The sequence below is a fragment of the Brevibacillus sp. SYP-B805 genome, assembly GCF_011059135.1.
Lineage (GTDB): Bacteria > Bacillota > Bacilli > Brevibacillales > Brevibacillaceae > Brevibacillus_F.
Genome location: NZ_JAALGD010000015.1, coordinates 25,714 through 43,939 on the forward strand (window position 1 = coordinate 25,714; position 18,226 = coordinate 43,939).

The following is an 18,226-nucleotide window of genomic DNA, read 5'->3' on the forward strand; positions in this document are numbered from 1 at the left end:
ATGCACAAATGGGAACGATATTGTATTCTCCGTGAAGATCACAGGATCCATGCCTATTTGCCCGAGACACGATTGCTGACGGAGGAAACCCTTTGGCAGATGCTTTCCAAAACAGATGCCGTCATTCTTAAACCTGCCGCAGGGAGTGGAGGGGCCGGAATCATTCTCGTCTTTTCCGCAGGGGACGACCGTTTTATCATCCAGGAGAAATTGACCAAACAATCCGTGAACAGGGATGATCTCTTTTCCTGCTTGACCCAAACCATCTTGAAGGAATTTGCTTCCTTTGTGGACAGCAGCGAGGTAAACAAGATCCTCTCCGAAAGTTATCTGATCCAGCATCGGATTGCGATCGCGGAGATCGAGCAGCGCCCCTTTGACATCAGGGTGATGGTACAGCGCAAAAACGGTTCGCCATGGAAAGTGACCGGCAAACTTGCAAAACTGGCAGCCGATGGTTACGCCATCACCAACGTCAATCTGGGGGCAACCATCCTGCCCGTCGAGACGGCCATTCAACGCTCCTCCCTCCACACCCTTTCACAGGACGCGCTGTTATCCGAACTGGATCAGGTAGCGTTGCTGGCCGTAGAACGTCTTCAACAGCATTATCCCAATATTGGCGTGATTGGTTTTGACATGTGTTTCGACATGCAGGGGAAGCTGTGGATCATTGAAGCCAATTTCCGGCCGGATGATTATATCTTTCTGGAACTCGAAGATAAAACCATGTATCAGACTATCCAGGCATATCGATAAGAGGAGTGATGGACGATGAGTATGGATAGCAGTATCGATAAGATTATCGCCCTGATTAAAAGCGTGCCGCAAGATGCACTGCTGGACGATGAAACCTTGCGATCCATCCTGGTTCAAGCTGGAAAAGTATCGGCAAAAACCTATACGGATGAGGAAATCGACCAGCATCTCCAACAGTTGAAGGAACTGATGCAGGAGACGTCTTCCTCCAATTTATTTACGAAGTTACTGCAAATCGGCGCAAGCAGGTTTGACAAAAGCCAGCTCGATGACATCAAAAACAAGCTCAATGAGTGACAATTCGGTTTTGAAAGGAAATAAGCCCGCTGCCGCGGCCGCTCTCAACTCACGGGAGTGGCCTTTCATGTGTATGCAAGGATCGTTATGTCATGGGTAATGGTTCCTGCTCGTTCTCTTGACGACCAGCACTGAGCGAATGTTCAGATTTTTATGGTTGTTTCCCTTTGCCGGACAATGGTAAGATAGTTCAAAAACGTGGGGTAACGAGGGAGGAATCCATACCAATGGCAAAAATGCGCAGCGACATGATCAAGAAGGGTTTTGACCGCGCGCCGCACCGCAGCTTGCTGCGTGCAGCCGGTGTCAAGGAAGAGGATTTTGACAAACCGTTTATCGCGATCTGCAACTCCTATATAGATATCATTCCCGGCCACGTCCATCTGCAGGAATTCGGCCGGTTGGTCAAGGAGGCCGTTCGGGAAGCGGGCGGCGTCCCCTTTGAGTTCAACACCATCGGCGTGGACGACGGGATCGCCATGGGCCATATCGGGATGCGCTATTCCCTGCCCAGTCGGGAGATTATCGCGGACAGCCTGGAAACGGTGGTGGCCGCCCACTGGTTCGACGGCATGATCTGTATCCCCAACTGCGACAAGATCACGCCTGGCATGATCATGGGCGCCCTGCGCGTCAACATTCCGACGGTCTTTGTTTCCGGCGGTCCGATGAAAGCGGGCAAAACGAGCGATGGCCGCTCCATCTCCCTCTCGTCCGTCTTCGAAGGCGTAGGGGCTTATCAGGCGGGCATCATCGATGACAAGCAGCTCCAGGAGCTGGAGCAGTACGGCTGTCCGACCTGTGGTTCCTGTTCCGGCATGTTTACCGCCAACTCCATGAACTGTCTCAGCGAAGCGCTGGGCCTGGCCCTCCCCGGCAACGGGACGATTCTGGCCGTCTCCCCGGAGCGGCGCGAGCTGGTGAAAGAAGCCGCCCGGAAACTGATGCATCTCATCGAAAAGGATATCAAACCGCGCGATATCGTCACGCTGGAAGCCATCGATGACGCGTTTGCCCTCGACATGGCGATGGGCGGCTCCACCAACACGGTGCTGCATACGCTGGCGATCGCCCACGAAGCGGGGATCGAGTACCCGATCGAACGGATCAATCAGATTGCCGAACGCATCCCGTATCTGTGCAAATTGGCCCCGGCCTCCGATTATCACATCGAAGATTGCCACAATGCGGGCGGCGTCTCCGCCATCCTGAAGGAGCTGTCCAAAATACCGGGCGCCCTGCACACCGAGCGCATTACCGTGACGGGCAAGACGCTGGCGGAAAACATCGCGGATGCGGAAATCACGAACGACAAGGTGATCCGCCGCCTCGACAATCCATACAGCGCAAAAGGCGGGCTGGCCGTGCTCTACGGCAATCTCGCACCGCAGGGCTCGATCATCAAGACGGGGGCCGTCGATCCCTCCATCAAGCGGCATGAAGGGCCGGCTGTCTGCTTTGACTCCCAGGAAGAGGTGCTGGCAGGCCTGGCGAACGGCAAGGTGAAGGAAGGAGACGTGGTCGTCATCCGTTATGAAGGGCCAAAAGGCGGACCGGGCATGCCGGAGATGCTGGCCCCCACTTCCCAGATCGTCGGGATGGGACTGGGCACCAAGGTGGCGCTCATTACCGATGGCCGTTTCTCCGGGGCTTCGCGCGGCATCTGCGTCGGGCACGTATCCCCCGAAGCCGCAGAAGGCGGGCCCATCGCCTTCATCCGTGACGGCGACATCATCAGCATCGATATCGAAGAGCGCTCCATCCACCTGCACGTTTCCCCCGAGGAATTGGCACGCCGTCAGGCCAGCTGGGAAGGGTTTGAACCCAAAGTAAAAACGGGCTACCTCGCCCGTTACTCCAAATTGGTGACCAACGCCAGCATGGGCGGCGTCATGAAAATCTAAGAGAATCTAAGAGAGAAAAAACGGGCACCGCGTCAATGGCGCGGTGCCTTTCGCTATCTCCCTGCTTCACACCTTTTACAGGACCCGTTTCGCCGTCACAAAGCGTTTTTCCCACGATGTGCCGCGGAAGGTGCTGAATGTGACACCCGGCTTGCCGTAGGTATGCAGGATTTTGTTGTTTCCGGCATAAATGGCTACGTGCGTGATACGGTTAGATTTGCTGCCGTAGCTGCGGAAAAAGATCAGATCTCCCACCTGCAGGTTGCTTTTGCTGACCGTTGTTCCCACCTTGGATTGTTGGCGGGAACTGCGCGGCAGTTGGATGCCGATGGTTTTGTACACCCGTTGGACGAACGAGGAACAATCGAATGTCCGGGTCGTTTTGGAACTGGAACCGAATTTATAAGGAGTGTGGATATATTTCATCCCCACTGCAATCACTTGATTGGCTGCGGAGCTTTGAGCCGTCGAAGCAGCGGCGGAAGCGATCGGCTGCCCGGGCAAGGAGAGCCCCGTCACGGTAAAGGCCATCGCAAGCAGTGCGCTCAACATTTTTTTCTGCAGTGTCATGATGGATAACTCCTCCTTTTTACCTTTTTGGTGCCGGCTTGTCCGGCTTTGTCGTTCACGTCCCCTACTCTACCATCTGCTTCGGGCATTTTTGTTACCAAACTTTTTCCAGTGCCGTTTTCCCGGCATGGAAGGGGTTTCCGGTTGACACGATCAGCCCCGGCATCGCTGGCGATCCCGACCATGCTTCGGTTTAAATCCTTCCATCAACTACCAAGCCATCTGCCAATTTCAGCCAGTACATTCCGGCGATATCGGCGCAGCTCGCCGTTTTGAGCCGTTCAAAAAGGAAAAAATCCCCTCCGACAGGGGAAAGTTCTGGGAAAAGCCGGTCGGAATCCAAACGGTTCCGAACTCCCCGCCTGAGGGGAAAATCGGGTTCATCTCTTTTCCGTTGATCCGTTGCAGTTTATCATAAACATTGGTACGATTGCGGGATGGGACAACCATCATTCAGAATCGAAACCATTATGTACAAGTTCATGTTTGAGGAGGCTGTCATGCGGTTACGCAATATTCCGGGCGTCGAACAAGCCCTGCTGCAATATCCTACCTATGTGGAACATCCCGCCCAGCACAAAGGTCGCTGGCAGGAGCGCTTCGGCAATCATCATCCCATTCACCTCGAAATCGGCTGCGGCAAAGGCCGTTTTATCACCACGATGGCGGCCCGCCATCCGGAGATCAACTACATCGCCGTCGAATTGAAGGCGGAAGTGGTGTATCGGGCGGCGCAACGAACGGAAGGCAAACCGGTTCCCAATCTCGCCTTTGTGCAGCATAACGCCGCACAGCTGACCGATCTGTTTGCACCCGGCGAAATCGAGCGAATCTATTTGAATTTCAGCGATCCCTGGCCGAAAAAACGGCATTACAAGCGGCGTCTCACCTATGCGTCGTTTTTGCAAGCGTACAAGCAGGTATTGAAACCGTACGGCGAAATCCATCTGAAAACCGACAATGAGCAGCTGTTCGAGTTCTCGTTGAACCAGTTCAGCGAGGAAGGATTCCGGCTGCGCCACATCACGTTTGACCTGCACCGCTCTCCCTTTGCCGAGGAAAATGTGATGACCGAGTATGAGGAACGTTTTTCGCTGCGCGGGCAGCGCATCTACCGAACCGAGGCCATTTTTCTGCCGTAAAAAGCGGACGCCTTCGTTCTTTTCTTCGAACGAAGGCGTCTTTCTCTCACTCTCTCACAAAAGATACAATGTTGTGTCTTTTGTTTCCTGCTTTGGTGTGATATGTTTATGGTATCTATTTCCTTACTGTCGAGGAGTCGATATGATGGCAATGATCAACGCAATGGAACCCATTGTGAAAGAGCTGTTTGAAGATTTTCAACACTCTTATCCCGTCAGCTGCACATGCGAACAGTGCAGGCTGGATATCCAGGTCATCGCCTTAAACCGCCTGCAGCCGAAATATGTCACCAGCAAAATGGGGGAAGTCTATATCAAGACGCTGCTGCTAAACACCCAGCTGCGCTCTGATGTCGTGCGCGAGTTGGCCCACGCGGCCGATCTGGTGGGCAAGAACCCGCATCACGCTTGATTCCCGTTTCCCCATCGCAGCCGGTTCTCTGCCGTTGAAATCCTCCCCCTTCCTCCCGCGAGACCATCTTCGCCTTTTCCCATGCCTCCGCAAGCTGCCCGATCTCCCCGGACATGGACCGCTCCCTCTGCCGTCTTCCTCTCTTTGCAAAAAGCATAGGCGCAAGAAACAGGTCATATGCTTGTACAAAACGGACGGACGCGCCGTCCTTCCATCGCAACCGCCCCGCCGAGCTAACATGACTGCCATTGCTTTCCGATATCACCTGTAGGGGGGAGAGACAGTGGACAAAGCCCGGTTTCTGCAGGAAAAAATCGCCTTCTTTCATCGCAATCCAACGCAAAATGATTTTGCGTTCTACCGTTATTTTACCGAACAGTTTCCGGATGAGGCGGCTGGATGGCTTCATCTCGGACAAGAATGGGAACGGCGCGGACAGCTGGCGGAAGCGCGGGAAGCGTATCGCCGCGCGCTGCACGGCAAACCGGACGCTTTTCAGGAAGAGGCGCGGGAAGCTTATCATGCCCTTTTGCGCAAACAAAAAAAGGAGACGCTTCGAAACCGGCTGCGCCGCCGCGTCATCTCCCTGGCGCTGTTGGGGATCTTTCTGCTGTTTCCGCAGTCGCCCGTCGGGGAACGCCCAACCGATGCTGCGGCTCAACGTCCGCAGCAGCCAAGCGCTTTTCCGGCGGCAGCGCACGCGTATGTAAACCATACTGAAGTGATTGCCGTTCCCGGTGCCCTCTCCATCGAAACCACGCGCGAGCAGGTCAAAAATTATTTGCTGGGGCGCCGCCCGACGCTTTCCCAGCCCTACACCCTGATTGTCCTGCCGGAAACCCCCGGCATTCCGCTTTTCACGCCGCTCCTGTTTTACCGCCCCGCCCAGGTGAAGGGGGTGCTGCGCTACGATCCCTCGACGCAATCGATCCTTTCTGAGCAGTGGTATCCCACCGGCTGCGCCTGCGATCAGGTGCCGTACGTCAACGCGGCGAAGACGGCCTTCCGTGCGGAGCAGCAGCGGCTGGAGCAGGTGCTCATCCTGCGCAATGCCCTTTACCGCCACTATCAGCGTACCGGACGGCTGCCCGGGAAGCTGGCGGATTTGGCCGGTGCCTATCCGTCCAACGAGCTGCCCGCCATCCCGCAGCCAGCAACCGCCGCAGGCAGCGCGTCCGGATCATCTGCCGCCTGGTCCTACTTCCCGGAAGCGTTCCGCCCTGCCGAACCATGGGCAAGCCTGCGGGATGTGCTGCCGCTTGCCGACTACCCGGAACCGGCCGTCCCGCTCGAACCGCTGCAAATCCTGGTGAACCAATCCTCCTACAGCATGACCCTCATGAGCGGTCCGCATCCGGTGCGCCGGTACCCCATCGGGATCGGCAAAAAAGGTGCCGCGACGCCGGAGGGCTATTTCACGATCACGCGCAAGATCAACCATCCGCGCGGCCACGACGACATTTACGGCACGCGCGGCATGATCTTTCACACGGACGCGTACGCCATCCACGGCACCAACAATCCGCAAAGCATCGGCAAACAGGTCTCCCTCGGCTGCATTCGCCTGCACAACGCCGACGTGGAAGAGCTGTATTCCTTCGTCACGCCGGGGACGGAAGTGATCATCTCCGCGAAGCCGGCTCCCGTATCCAACTGGTCCAATCCTTTCCGCTACACGCTTCCCGCCGGCAGGGAGGAAGAAACGCCCTTTGTCACCTATCGCTGGCTGCACTAGCGCTGCGGGCTGTTCTCCAGCACGCTTTTGACCACTAGCGGGGAATCCTGCCGCACCGTGAGGCGGTAATGCTGGCGGATCGCCTGATAAACCGCCGTCAGCGCCGCATCGCTCCGTGTCCGGCGGTAATCCGCGATCGCCGGTTGAAAATCAGGATGCAGCAGGACGTCCCGCTGCCAATCCCGGAGCAGAGGCTTTTTCAAATCTTCCCTGCGCTCGGCCAACAGCTTCGGCAATTCCGCCGCAAGCGCCGCCGCAAGCTTCGCCTTCGTCGCCTGCCATCCCGTCTGGAAGCGGGGATCCTGCGCCGCGCCGGGGTGATCGTGCAGAAAGGCTTCTATTGCTTTTCCGTTGACGAGAAGAGCGCAATCGCTACAGGCAGGCGGCTGCCTGAAGCTCAGAGCGTAGTAGGCCCAGCCGGTCTCCGTTCTTTTGGACGGAAAGAGATAACGGATGGTATCGTAGAGCGCCTGGAACGTTTTCCCGTCCACCGTATCATGCGGGCCTGCCGGGCTCGACAGGAGCGCGGACGCATAAACCCTGCCCGCAGCATCCGGCTCAAAACCGGGCAGCCCTTTTTCCACGGCCCAGCGAACGGCTGCATCCGGCGTGTCAAGGATGGAGATGCTCCCTTGGTACGGAAGCGCCTCGTGAAACATCCGGTAAAGCACCCGGGCGACAAAGGCACGGGTTGCCCAGCCGTCGTCGATCTCTTCCGGTTTGACGTATCCGGCATCGATCAGCGCCTGGATGCGCGCCTGCAACTGCTTATTGGCTTTCACGGCCTGCAGCTCCCGCCATTGCGGCGAGTTCGGCTCTGTGCGGGCAATCGCCTTCTCCATCTCCTCCGGCCGGTATCCTTCCTGATAGACGGGGGGCAGCGGCATGGTCAGGTTGTACAGCTGCAGGAGAAACCCTTGTTTCGAAAAGGCGAAACGGGTGATGGCGGCCTGATCCCACGCGGGTGTGCCCCTCCCCTGCAGATAGCTTTCGATGGGATACATGCCTTTTCCCGCGATCTCATCCGGCTGGGGGTTCGTGATCGTGACGATGTCACTGGTGATGAGGATGTTCTGTTTCCAGCCCGGTTCCACCCGATAGCTGAATTGATACTCCCCGGCGTTGTCTGCTGCCGCTTCGGCCTTCCATCCAGGAGCGGCCAGCATCAGCGTGCACAGCATGAGCTGCAGGATCGTACTCTTCTTGCGCAATCCGGATTCCCCCTCGTCCTCGCATCTTTCCTTTTTAGACGGTGAACCCTTGGGAAAGGTTACGGGAAAATGCTTTCACCCACTCGGCGCTAGCTATCGCTGTGCCGAGCGGGGTCCTCTCTGCGCCGGTCGGGGCCCAAACCTATACCTGTGTGCGATCTTGTGTAAGAAAAAAAGCAGTGAACCTTGCCGCGGTTCACTGCCTTTCGATTATTCTTCCAATTGGCTTAACGTTTCTTCCTGCTGGTTGTCTTCTTCGGGATGCCAGTGATCCAGCACCTTGCCTTGCAGCACTTTGCCCCTGATGAATTCCACCTGCTGTCCGGTGAAGGCGACGGTCCAATCGATGTCCAGCTCTTCCGCCAGCTTCACCACCGTCAGCAGTTCCGCCCACGCCACATACCGTTTGTACCAGAAAAATTGCGGCTGTTCATTCATATATGGGTACAAGTCATCAAATTCCGTGTGTTTGCAATCGAGGGCCCGCTCGAAGGAAACTTTCGCCTGTTCCACCTTTTCCAGAAAAAACCGGTTCAAATCCTGTATCACTCGGTCAGCCATAGCTATTCCCTCCCGTAGCTAATCTCCCCAAACCATCCGGCAACACATCTTATGACTCATTGTACCATGCGGGCGGTGATTCATAAATAGCAGATAACTGGTCTAGCGCAGCGGAATAACCGGATGCTATCCGTTGCCGCCCGTCTCCCCGTCCGAAGGACCTTCCACGGGGTTCTCCTTCCCGGACGAGCGGCCTTTCTTTTCCTTTGGCTTTTGCCCTTCGCCATCGCTGGGAATATCGGGCGGCGGCGTGATGTCGCCTGACGCGGGCGGCTCTTGTTCCTGCGGTTGATCCGGGTTATTCGAATTGTCCGGATTATCCGGGTTGTCCGGGTTATCCGGATTGTCCGGCGATTCGTCCCCGTTCTCTCCCGGCTGCGGCTCCACGCCGTCCTGGGGCAGATCCTCATCGTTGTGCAGCGCCCCGTCCTCCAGCAGCTTTTGCAGATGGGACATGTCGATCTCGGCCACGTTGGAGGGCGTGCCTTCGTTTCCTTGGGCATCGCGCGGGACAACGATGTACTTGTACGGGAGAGGCTCTTTGATCGTATCCACGTAGACGGTGTCCGTGTATGCCGACGCAATCAGTTCCCGCGATTCCACGGAATCCACGAACCGGTACACATCATAGGCGGATGTGCCGGGTTCGCCCCCGATCCAGCTCAGCACCACTTTCAGCTCGTTGTTCTCCATCGTCATGTCGGCGGCCAGCTGCAGCGGCTGGCTCTCCTGCGGCTTCTCCGGTTCCTGAACCCCATCGGGCCGTTCGAACTCCACCACTTTTCGGCCTTTCAAGCCTTCGGTGAATACTTTCTTGAACAGTTTGGCCGGAATATCGCTGCCGTTGCGCAGGATATGCTGTTTGTCCTCCACGTCATAGCCCATCCAGACCGCCCCCACATACTCGGGCGTGTATCCGACAAACCAGACGTCCTTGTTGTCCGTCGTCCGGCTGCTGATGCCGGATTCCGTCGTCCCCGTTTTCCCCGCGACCGGACGATCCATGCGGGCGGCTTTCCCCGTGCCCCGTTCCACCGCCCAGCGCAGCATGGTGTGCATGTTCCAGGCCGCCTGCGGCTTCAGCACCGTGGTTTGGTTGATTTTCGCCGTTTCGAGGAAGCCGATGTGGTCCGCCTCGATCTTGGTGATGGCATGGGCGTCGGTTCTGACACCGCCATTGGCAAAAGCGGTGTATGCCTGGGCCATCTTCAGGGGAGAGGTGCCCGTGCTGAGTCCGCCCAGCGCAATGGCCAGGTTGCGGTCCTCCGGTTTGAGTTCAATGCCGAACTTCCGCACATACTCCATGCCGTTTTCGATGCCGATCTCGTTCAGCAGCCAGACCGGCGGCACGTTCAGCGACTTGATCAACGCCTCATACATCGGCACCTTGTCGCTGTATTGGTTGTTGTAGTTGCGCGGCTTGTAGCCGTTGAAATCCTGCAGTTGGTTGCTCAGCCCGGCATAGATACTGTCGAACCTGCCTCCTATATCCAGCGCCGGGGCGTACGCCACCAGCGGCTTGAAGGAAGAGCCGGGCTGCCGCTCAATATCCACCGCATAGTTAAAGTCCTTGGCCTTGTAGTCGCGTCCGCCCATCATCGCCACGATGCCGCCTGTCTTCGGATCGAGGGCGATCATCCCTGCCTGTACCTGCCGCTGGGGGCCGTCTTTCGGGAAATTTTTCGGATTGGCGAACGCTTCCGCCATGGCATCCTGCATCTTTTTATCCATGGCGGTATAGATTTTCCAGCCGCCCCGGTACAGCATGTCTTCATCCACGCCATACAGCTCTTTGGCTTCCCGCAGGACGTAATCGACGTAGGCGCGATACTGGCTGTTGTTGTCGTTCACGCTTCTGCCGGTGTTAACGGGCAGGGGTTCCTTCTGCGCCGCCTCTTTTTCCTGCAGGGTGATGTAATGCTGCTCATACATCAGCCGCAGGATGGTGTCGCGCCGTTCCTTGGCCTTCGCAGGGTCCTTGAACGGCGAGTAGTAGGAAGGCGCTTTGGGAATGGCCGCCAGCGCTGCCGCCTCCGCCAGGGTTAACTGGTTCTTGGGGTCGGGGTCAAGCAGCGACTTGCCGAAATAGAGTCTGGACGCCATTTCGACGCCATAGACCCCTTCTCCCATGTAAATCTTGTTCAGATACATCTCCATGATCTGTTCCTTGGAGAACTTTTGCTCCAGATTGATGGCGATGCTTACCTCTTTGGTCTTGCGCCAGAACGTTTTCTCCTGGGAGAGAAACACGTTGCGGGCGAGCTGCTGCGTAATGGTGCTGCCGCCCTCTTTGGCCGAACCGGCCTGAAAATCTTTGAGGATGGCACCGGCGATGCGGACAAGATCAACGCCGTTGTGCTCGAAAAAGCGCTTGTCTTCCACCGCCACGAATGCCTCGATCAGGTGTTTGGGAATTTTGTTATAAGGAATGTAATCGCGATTTTCCACTGCATTCAGCGTGTAGACCGGTTGGCCGTCCTTGTCATAGATGACGGACGGGTCTTTCTTCATATCCTCCAGCTTGCTCTTATCGATCATTTGCGCGCCGGCATACAGCAGGGCAAAATAGCCGCCAAACACGCTCAAGATCAAACATGCCATAAATGAGATGACCAGCATGAGCCATCGGTTCTTTTTCTTGATGGATTTCTTGGCTTTAGCCATGGTGTACCTCCTGGTTTCTTTCCTCTCTCCCCGCGCTTTTTAGACGGTTCTTCGTATTGAAAAGTTTCGGGAAGGAGAGAAGATTGATGAACCTTCAAGGTCTTATCATACCACAGACGCCCGGATAAGGGAAAAACCCGTCCCCCCGCGCGAGGAGACAGGTTTTTCCTTTCCATCATTATTTCAGCAGGCTTTCCGCTTTGGCTACGACATTTTCCACGGTAAAGCCGTATTCCTGCATGATGCGCTCACCCGGAGCGGATGCGCCGAAGCGGTCGATGCCAAGGACGGCGCCCCCATCGCCCACATAACGCTCCCAACCGAGCGGCATCGCCATTTCTACAGCCAGGCGCGCCTTGACGCTGGGCGGAAGCACTTCATCCTTGTAAGCTTGCGGCTGCTGTTCAAACAGCTCCCAGCTCGGCATGCTGACTACGCGGGTGGCGATGCCCTTTCCTTCCAGCACCTCGCTCGCCTGCATGCAGAGCGATACCTCCGAACCGGTCGCCAACAGGATCAGCTGCGGCTTGCCGTCCGCCGCGTCTTTCAGGACATAGGCCCCGCGGGTGAAGCCGTCCCGCGCTTTCTCCAGCGTCTCCTTGAGCACCGGCAGGTTCTGGCGGGTCAGCACCAGCGCGACCGGCTCATCCGTGCGGCTGATGGCATAGCGCCACGCCTCATTGGTCTCGACCGCATCGGCCGGGCGCAATACCGTGAGACCCGGCATGGCACGCAGGGAGGCGAGATGCTCGATCGGCTCATGCGTCGGCCCATCTTCTCCGACCGCAATGGAATCATGCGTAAACACGTAGATGACCGGCTGCTTCATCAGGGCCGACAGGCGGATGGCCGGGCGCACATAGTCGGAGAAGACGAAGAATGTCCCGCCGTACACCTTCAGGCCGCCGTGCAGCGCCATCCCGTTGAGGGCCGCCCCCATCGCAAACTCCCGCACGCCAAACCAGATATTGCGTCCCCCGTAGGTACCCGGCAGCAGGTTGCCCCCGTCTTTGATCAGGGTGTTGTTGGAGTGCGCCAGGTCGGCAGAACCGCCGATCAGGTAGGGAACACGCTTGGCCAGGCCATTGATTGCATTGCCGGATGCGGCGCGGGTGGCCAGCTTGGTGCCCGCCTCATAGCTTGGAAGCTCCTGATCCCAGCCTGCGGGCAGTTCGCCTTTGGCGGCTGCCTGGAACTGCTGCGCCAGTTCCGGATATGCTTTGGCATACGCGGCGAAGCGTTCGTGCCATTCCGCTTCCCGCTTGGCGCCCTCTTCGGCGAGCCGTGCATAGTAGGCGGACACTTCCGCCGGCACATGGAATTCCTCTTCATGAGGCCACTGATAGTTTTGCTTGGTCAGCTTCACTTCTTCCCTGCCGAGCGGCGCTCCGTGGGAAGCGGCGGTGCCCCCTTTGTTCGGGCTGCCGTAGCCGATGGTGGTCTTCACTTCGATCAGGGTCGGCCGGTCAAGATCCTGACGCGCTTCGGCGATGGCCGCCTCAATCGCCTGCAGGTCGTTGCCGTCTTCCACGCGCAGATACTGCCAGCCGTATGCCTGATAGCGCTGGGCCACGTTCTCGGAGAAGGAGCGGCTCAATTCGCCGTCAAGCGAGATATCATTGGAATCGTACAGAACGATCAGTTTCCCCAGTTTCAGATGGCCGGCCAGCGAGGAGGCTTCTCCCGACACGCCTTCCATCAGGTCGCCATCCCCGCAGATCACATAGGTGTAGTGGTCGATGATGTCATGTCCGTCCCGGTTGTAGGTGGCTGCCAGGTGACGTTCGGCCATCGCCATGCCTACCGCCATCGCAATGCCTTGTCCAAGCGGTCCGGTCGTGGCATCGACGCCCGGGGTGTGGCCGTATTCCGGATGGCCGGGCGTGCGGCTGCCCCACTGGCGGAAATTGTGCAAATCTTCCAGCGTAACATCGTACTTCATCAAATGCAGCATGGCATATAGGAGCATCGACCCGTGTCCGGCCGACAGCACGAAGCGGTCGCGATTGATCCACCCCGGATTTTGCGGGTTTACCTTCATGAAACGGCTCCACAACACGTGGGCCATCGGCGCCGCCCCCATCGGCATCCCCGGGTGGCCGGAATTGGCCTTCTCGATCGCGTCGATCGCCAGCGTCCGCAGCGTGTTGATCGCGAGTTGGTCAACAGATAATGACTGAGTGGTCATGAACGAAGATCCTCCCTGCGAGTTATGTCATATCAACGTTCGATTATACCATAGTTTCCGAGCAGCGTATCTAGCGAGATTCATCCGCCAATCGCCGCATTGCCGCAGCATGTATCGGCGTCAAGACCCCGCGCGCGTTTTCATTGGATTTTGCTTTTCTCCGCCGCCAATGCGGCCATCGCCTGCACAAACTCATCGCCGTCGATCAGGCCCATCTGCCGCAGTTCCCGGATTTCGTCCTCCATCAGGAGCAGATCGCCCAATCGATCCCCCGTATAGATGACGATGCCGAAACGCTTCAAGAGCGCCCGCAGATCAAAACCACCGCTGTTCACGACGCTCCCTCCAGCGCCGCCTCCATCTGCCGGAAGACAGCCTCATAGTCGAACTCGAAAGGATGGCCGGTGATCACAATCACGCTGGCGCGCGGGAAACGCTGCTGCCACTCCTCCGCTTCTTCCGGGGCGACGCCGACGAGGTAGAGCGGATCATCCGCAAAGGCCCCCTCCGCCTGCAGCCGCTGAAGAAACGCCATGCTCTTCTCCTTTTCTCCCGCCACGTTCAGGATGACGAGAGCCCGTTCCAAGCCGGCCCGCATCCGCTCTTCCGTGACCGCCGCCCATGCCTTGGCGGTTGGAACGGTCGCATTCACCTGGGGAAAATAATCCAACACCTCGTCCAGCCAGTCATCTTCCTGCCAGGCGAGATAGCAAACAAACGGTTTCATGAACTGCATCACCACCTTGTGTAGGGAATCGCCGCTTCATTATAGCACGGCTTGACTTCCTCGGCACCATCACGTAAGGTTGAAAACAGGTAAGAATTCCCTCACCGAACCGGAAGAAAGAGGTTTTTTTCGTGCAAAAGAAACCGCTTGCCCTGCTCTTTGCCACCATGTTTCTGATCATGCTGGGCTTTGGCATGATCATCCCTATTCTGCCCTATTTTGCGGAAAGCGTCGGCGCTACCTCGCTGGAGATCGGCATCCTGTTCTCCAGCTACAATATCATGCAGTTTCTCTTTTCCCCCATCTGGGGAGCGCTGTCCGACAGGTTTGGCCGCAAGCCGCTGATCCTGTTCGGACTCTTCGGCTTCTCCGTCACCTTTATCCTGTTCGGTCTCTCCACGACCTACGCGGAGATGCTCGGCTACCGGATCATCGGCGGCATCGTGTCGGCGGCCGCCATCCCCACCGTCACCGCGATGGCAGCCGACCTCCTCCCTCCGGCTGAACGGGCAAAAGGGATGGGCATGATCGGGGCGGGGGTGGGGCTCAGCTTCGTGTTGGGCCCCGCGATCGGCGGGCTGCTCAGCGCCGAACACCTGACCTATCCGTTCTTCGCTGCGGGGATAGTCGCGCTGGTCACCCTCGTGTTCGCCGCCGCCGTACTGCCCGAAAGCCTGCCGCCCGGGAAACGGGGTGCCGGGAAGCGCGACAAACGGGATAATCCGCTGGTCGCCCTGTTCGGATCGATGGCGATGCTGTACAACGTGCTGTTTGTCGTCTCCTTCACCTTCGCCGGGCTGGAGACCACGTTCGCCCTGTACATCCATGACCGGTATCACCTGACCTCCCGGGATCTCGGCTACATGTTTCTGGTCATGGGCGTGATCGCGGCGATTGTCCAGGGGGGCCTGATCGGCAGGATGGTCAGGAAATGGGGCGAACCCAACGTCTTGTCGCTCGGCCTTCTGCTGTATGCCGTCGGGTTTGCGTCCATCCTGCTGGCCGATTCGTTCTGGAGCTTCGCCTTCAATCTCTCCCTCTTCGGCGCCGGGCAGGGGATGATCCGCGCCACCGCCACCTCGCTGATTACCCAGCGGACGACGCAGGGCCAAGGGGTAACCACCGGGACGATGGGCTCGATGGACAGCCTTGGCCGCATTCTCGGGCCGCTTGCCGGCGGGGCGCTGTATGGCTGGTCTCCAAACGCGCCGTTTGTGCTGGGCGCCGTGCTGATTCTGCTGATCCTAATCCTCTTCCGCACCCGCAGCGGAGACCTGGGGAATTCGCAGGCTTGTTAACCTGTAGAACGGTGAGATCATCACCCGTATGGAAAAACATACCTGGATGCTTTCCGCATGCCAGGGAGAACGGAGGACCGCATGAATCCAGGCTATGAAACGTATCGCGTGGTGGATAAGGCACCCAGCGTAGATGAGTATCTGCGTTTGCGCAGGGAAGCAGGATTAAGTGAAAAGCGGGCGGAAGCGGCTGCAGTCGGCCTTGCCAACAGCCTGTTTGCCGTCACGATCTACCATCACGATTCGGCTGTCGGGATGGGCCGGATTATCGGTGACGGCGGCTGCTTTTATCAGATCGTGGATATTGCGGTCATGCCCGCACACCAGGGCAAGGGGCTGGGCAAGCTGATCATGGAGCGTCTCATGCACTATTTGGACACCCACGCCCATCCGACCGCCTACGTCAGCTTGATTGCCGATGTTCCGGCCAATCAGCTTTATGAGAAATTCGGCTTCCAGCCAACCGCCCCCCGTTCCGTGGGCATGTACAAACGCTACTGACATTCCGGAAGTCGGAACCGCACTCGGGCGGCGCTTCCTTGCAAAAAAACCGCAGGCATATACCTGCGGCATTATCACGTTAACAACAACGCTTCCAGTATGGGAGAAGGCTATTCTTGAAACAGCATCTTCCCTGTCTTCACATCGATAAACTGGATCGTCGTGTAGGGGGCCAATTCCGCCCTGCCGACGACATACGGATAAGCGATCACCTGGGGATACATCCTGCCCGGTTCCGGAGAAGTAAGCTGGACATACACCTTCAACTGTTCCGCGCTCATCTCCTGCTTGACGATCCGGATGCCATAACCGGGGTTGGGAACCGCCCCGCGCGCGATGACATACAGATTCCCCATTCTGTGGATGCCTGTGGTCATTTTTGCCTGATTGACGAACGCCTTTTCCTCCGCGCTCAGCGTTCCCATCTCCACCATAACGAACGTGTCTGTCTCCCCCTTTTTATCCAGCTCCACCCGGTGGGCCGCTGCATTCCATGTGACCTGCAGCCCCAGCTGTTCACAGATCCAGCGCAGGGGCATATAGACGATGTTTCCCTGGCGGACAGCCCCCTGATCGATCTTCTGCCAGCGGTCGGTCCGCACTTCACTGCTGTTTACCCTGAATGTGAAGGAGTGGCCGTTCAAGGTGACCGTAACCGTTTCCTTGTCGCTGGACAGCTTGCCGTTTATCAGGCGAGCCAGGTCGTCTGCCGCCACCAGGATCCGGCCGTTCAGAAGGAGCGGAGGGGATTTCAACACCGCTGCCTGCTGCTGAAAACTCACCTGTATGCCCGATGCTGCCATCGAAGGCTGGCTGAAGAGGAAAAGCCCGCCCAGAACCAATGCCCATGCTGCCTGTCTGTTCATTGTCAACATCCCTTTCCCTTGGCACATTCTATCTGCATGGACGCAGCCGCCGCCAAAAATGTTTCAGTAATCCAGCATTGCCTTTCACGGATCGGAAAATAACGAGCAGGTTTTTGAGAATACTGTGAATAAGACTTTAAGCATAATCAAACGGGAACGCACACTCCATCACAGTGCTGTTCTTGCATGTTAGAAAGGAGAAGGTTGCAGTGGCAAATGCCAATCAAAAAATTACCACGTTTTTCATGTTCGACGGGAAGGCGGAAGAAGCAATGAAATTTTATACTTCTTTGTTTGACATGTCAGAAATCATCAGCATCACTCGGTATGGAGCAAATGAGGGCGGAGTGGAGGGAACGGTGAAGCATGCCCTGTTTTCACTAAAAGGTGAACAGTTTATGTGCATAGACAGCAGCGTGAAGCATGAGTTTACATTTACTCCTGCCATCTCATTGTATGTAACATGTGATACGGAAGAGGAGATTGATCGGCTCTTTGCGGCGTTGTCAGAAGACGGTACCGTTCTCATGCCGCTGGCAGCGTATCCATTCAGCGAAAAGTTTGGCTGGGTTGCAGACAAATACGGTGTTTCATGGCAATTAAACCTGACAAAGTGAGATATTGACAATATTATGTAATATAAGATATTATCGTATTGAGATTTTTATCTCCTTCCCCGTGAACAACGGAGAAGTAAAACAGAGAATATTGTTCATGAGTGTGTTTGACCTCCGGGAGTGACGGGGTCGTTAATACGTAGAATATCACTCACTCGTATGTTTAGCGGATTCCCTCAGTAGCATGAGGGAATTTTTTATGGAGGTAAGAATGAAATTTGCTTCTGTTTCTAATGACTTTTTTAAACTGTGCTCTTTTGACAAAGAGTTATTAGAAAACTCTAACAGAAGACCCTATTTAATTATAGTCAAATTAAAGTACAATGGGAAAAGACAAGATTTTGCTATACCATTAAGATCGAATATCTCAAGCACAACACCAAGAGAGCAATATTTCCCCTTACCTCCAAGAAAATCGACAAGCAAGGGACGCAAGCACGGGTTACATTACATAAAAATGTTTCCTATAAGGAAAGAATTTTTGCAAAAGTTTCATACTGATAAAGACCCGTATTATCAAATGCTTGTAAAATTCATTGACAAAAGAAAAAAGCAAATCATCACTGAAGCTCAAGAATATCTTGACAAATATGAATCTGGGTATCGATTTGAATATGCCACTGATATACATGGTATATATTTAACACTACAAGAAGCATTCCCTGCTAAAGAGGCAGCTTACGTGGTAGAATCGTCAAAAGATGAAGATAAAAATTTGTAACCATTATCAAAGCATAATGGTTTTTGTTTTTGCTCCTCCACTTTTCCTTTCCG

The 18,226-nt window shown here is 56.2% G+C and carries 18 protein-coding genes; 10 read left to right on the forward strand and 8 right to left on the reverse strand.

Annotated elements, in window-relative coordinates; translation table 11 throughout:
• From G3578_RS16785 to ilvD, 3 genes are all read left to right on the forward strand, one after another.
• A complete protein-coding gene (locus tag G3578_RS16785) occupies nt 1-759 on the forward strand; it encodes a YheC/YheD family protein (protein WP_165214128.1) in 759 nt (252 codons plus the stop codon).
• A gap of 15 nt (nt 760-774) precedes the next feature.
• A complete protein-coding gene (locus G3578_RS16790; protein WP_165214129.1) occupies nt 775-1,056 on the forward strand; it encodes a hypothetical protein in 282 nt (93 codons plus the stop codon).
• A 227-nt stretch (nt 1,057-1,283) separates the two neighbouring features.
• Nucleotides 1,284-2,960: a dihydroxy-acid dehydratase gene (gene ilvD, locus G3578_RS16795; protein WP_165214130.1), complete on the forward strand. Its 1,677-nt coding sequence runs from the start codon at nt 1,284-1,286 to the stop codon at nt 2,958-2,960.
• 75 nt (nt 2,961-3,035) lie between these two features.
• Here ilvD and G3578_RS16800 read toward each other — a convergent pair whose 3' ends face one another.
• Complete coding sequence (locus G3578_RS16800) at nt 3,036-3,530, reverse strand: C40 family peptidase (RefSeq protein ID WP_165214131.1); 495 nt, start codon at nt 3,528-3,530, stop codon at nt 3,036-3,038.
• Nucleotides 3,531-4,030: 500 nt separating this feature from the next.
• Here G3578_RS16800 and trmB point away from each other — a divergent pair, with 500 nt between their 5' ends.
• The 3 genes from trmB (at nt 4,031) to G3578_RS16815 (ending at nt 6,819) form a co-directional block, all read left to right on the forward strand.
• Complete coding sequence (gene trmB, locus G3578_RS16805) at nt 4,031-4,672, forward strand: tRNA (guanosine(46)-N7)-methyltransferase TrmB (protein ID WP_165214132.1); 642 nt, start codon at nt 4,031-4,033, stop codon at nt 4,670-4,672.
• Nucleotides 4,673-4,817: 145 nt separating this feature from the next.
• Nucleotides 4,818-5,084 (forward strand): late competence development ComFB family protein, encoded by a 267-nt coding sequence (locus G3578_RS16810; protein WP_165214133.1) that lies wholly within the window; start codon nt 4,818-4,820, stop codon nt 5,082-5,084.
• Between the two features lie 283 nt (nt 5,085-5,367).
• Nucleotides 5,368-6,819 carry a L,D-transpeptidase family protein gene (locus tag G3578_RS16815; RefSeq protein WP_165214134.1) on the forward strand — a complete coding sequence of 484 codons (1,452 nt, stop codon included), beginning with the start codon at nt 5,368-5,370 and terminating at the stop codon, nt 6,817-6,819.
• Here the strand turns inward: G3578_RS16815 and G3578_RS16820 are convergent.
• From G3578_RS16820 to G3578_RS16845, 6 genes are all read right to left on the reverse strand, one after another.
• A complete protein-coding gene (locus G3578_RS16820) occupies nt 6,816-8,030 on the reverse strand; it encodes a hypothetical protein (RefSeq protein WP_165214135.1) in 1,215 nt (404 codons plus the stop codon). The two genes, G3578_RS16815 and G3578_RS16820, sit on opposite strands and share 4 nt — an antisense overlap.
• A gap of 210 nt (nt 8,031-8,240) precedes the next feature.
• A complete protein-coding gene (locus tag G3578_RS16825) occupies nt 8,241-8,591 on the reverse strand; it encodes a hypothetical protein (RefSeq protein ID WP_165214136.1) in 351 nt (116 codons plus the stop codon).
• Between the two features lie 126 nt (nt 8,592-8,717).
• The gene (locus tag G3578_RS16830) at nt 8,718-11,255 is read right to left on the reverse strand and encodes a PBP1A family penicillin-binding protein (protein ID WP_165214137.1); all 2,538 of its coding nucleotides are present in this window, start codon (nt 11,253-11,255) and stop codon (nt 8,718-8,720) included.
• Between the two features lie 178 nt (nt 11,256-11,433).
• Nucleotides 11,434-13,443, reverse strand: a complete 2,010-nt coding sequence (gene tkt, locus G3578_RS16835) for a transketolase (protein ID WP_165214138.1) — start codon at nt 13,441-13,443, stop codon at nt 11,434-11,436.
• 140 nt (nt 13,444-13,583) lie between these two features.
• A complete protein-coding gene (locus tag G3578_RS16840; RefSeq protein WP_165214139.1) occupies nt 13,584-13,778 on the reverse strand; it encodes a YqgQ family protein in 195 nt (64 codons plus the stop codon).
• Complete coding sequence (locus G3578_RS16845; RefSeq protein ID WP_165214140.1) at nt 13,775-14,170, reverse strand: hypothetical protein; 396 nt, start codon at nt 14,168-14,170, stop codon at nt 13,775-13,777. The genes G3578_RS16840 and G3578_RS16845 overlap by 4 nt, the downstream gene beginning before the upstream one ends.
• A 131-nt stretch (nt 14,171-14,301) precedes the next feature.
• Here G3578_RS16845 and G3578_RS16850 point away from each other — a divergent pair, with 131 nt between their 5' ends.
• Together G3578_RS16850 and G3578_RS16855 are read left to right on the forward strand one after the other, a co-directional pair.
• Nucleotides 14,302-15,468: an MFS transporter gene (locus G3578_RS16850; RefSeq protein ID WP_165214141.1), complete on the forward strand. Its 1,167-nt coding sequence runs from the start codon at nt 14,302-14,304 to the stop codon at nt 15,466-15,468.
• 81 nt (nt 15,469-15,549) lie between these two features.
• Complete coding sequence (locus tag G3578_RS16855; RefSeq protein WP_165214142.1) at nt 15,550-15,969, forward strand: GNAT family N-acetyltransferase; 420 nt, start codon at nt 15,550-15,552, stop codon at nt 15,967-15,969.
• Nucleotides 15,970-16,079: 110 nt separating this feature from the next.
• On the opposite strand, the gene G3578_RS20970 is transcribed toward G3578_RS16855, so the two are convergent.
• A complete protein-coding gene (locus G3578_RS20970; RefSeq protein ID WP_241254681.1) occupies nt 16,080-16,835 on the reverse strand; it encodes a stalk domain-containing protein in 756 nt (251 codons plus the stop codon).
• 209 nt (nt 16,836-17,044) lie between these two features.
• Here G3578_RS20970 and G3578_RS16865 point away from each other — a divergent pair, with 209 nt between their 5' ends.
• On the forward strand, nt 17,045-17,452 hold the full coding sequence (locus G3578_RS16865; RefSeq protein WP_165214143.1) for a VOC family protein: 408 nt from the start codon (nt 17,045-17,047) through the stop codon (nt 17,450-17,452).
• Nucleotides 17,453-17,663: 211 nt separating this feature from the next.
• Nucleotides 17,664-18,173: a hypothetical protein gene (locus G3578_RS16870; RefSeq protein ID WP_165214144.1), complete on the forward strand. Its 510-nt coding sequence runs from the start codon at nt 17,664-17,666 to the stop codon at nt 18,171-18,173.
• Nucleotides 18,174-18,226 lie beyond the last annotated feature (53 nt).

Excerpts from the sequence above, each read along its gene's own strand:
- G3578_RS16785 (WP_165214128.1), top strand. The coding sequence starts at position 1 with ATGCACAAATGGGAACGATATTGTATTCTCCGTGAAGATCACAGGATC.
- G3578_RS16790 (WP_165214129.1), top strand. The coding sequence starts at position 775 with ATGAGTATGGATAGCAGTATCGATAAGATTATCGCCCTGATTAAAAGC.
- ilvD (WP_165214130.1), top strand. The coding sequence starts at position 1,284 with ATGGCAAAAATGCGCAGCGACATGATCAAGAAGGGTTTTGACCGCGCG.
- G3578_RS16800 (WP_165214131.1), bottom strand. The coding sequence starts at position 3,530 with ATGACACTGCAGAAAAAAATGTTGAGCGCACTGCTTGCGATGGCCTTT.
- trmB (WP_165214132.1), top strand. The coding sequence starts at position 4,031 with ATGCGGTTACGCAATATTCCGGGCGTCGAACAAGCCCTGCTGCAATAT.
- G3578_RS16810 (WP_165214133.1), top strand. The coding sequence starts at position 4,818 with ATGGCAATGATCAACGCAATGGAACCCATTGTGAAAGAGCTGTTTGAA.
- G3578_RS16825 (WP_165214136.1), bottom strand. The coding sequence starts at position 8,591 with ATGGCTGACCGAGTGATACAGGATTTGAACCGGTTTTTTCTGGAAAAG.
- G3578_RS16830 (WP_165214137.1), bottom strand. The coding sequence starts at position 11,255 with ATGGCTAAAGCCAAGAAATCCATCAAGAAAAAGAACCGATGGCTCATG.
- tkt (WP_165214138.1), bottom strand. The coding sequence starts at position 13,443 with ATGACCACTCAGTCATTATCTGTTGACCAACTCGCGATCAACACGCTG.
- G3578_RS16845 (WP_165214140.1), bottom strand. The coding sequence starts at position 14,170 with ATGAAACCGTTTGTTTGCTATCTCGCCTGGCAGGAAGATGACTGGCTG.
- G3578_RS16855 (WP_165214142.1), top strand. The coding sequence starts at position 15,550 with ATGAATCCAGGCTATGAAACGTATCGCGTGGTGGATAAGGCACCCAGC.
- G3578_RS20970 (WP_241254681.1), bottom strand. The coding sequence starts at position 16,835 with ATGAACAGACAGGCAGCATGGGCATTGGTTCTGGGCGGGCTTTTCCTC.
- G3578_RS16870 (WP_165214144.1), top strand. The coding sequence starts at position 17,664 with ATGAAATTTGCTTCTGTTTCTAATGACTTTTTTAAACTGTGCTCTTTT.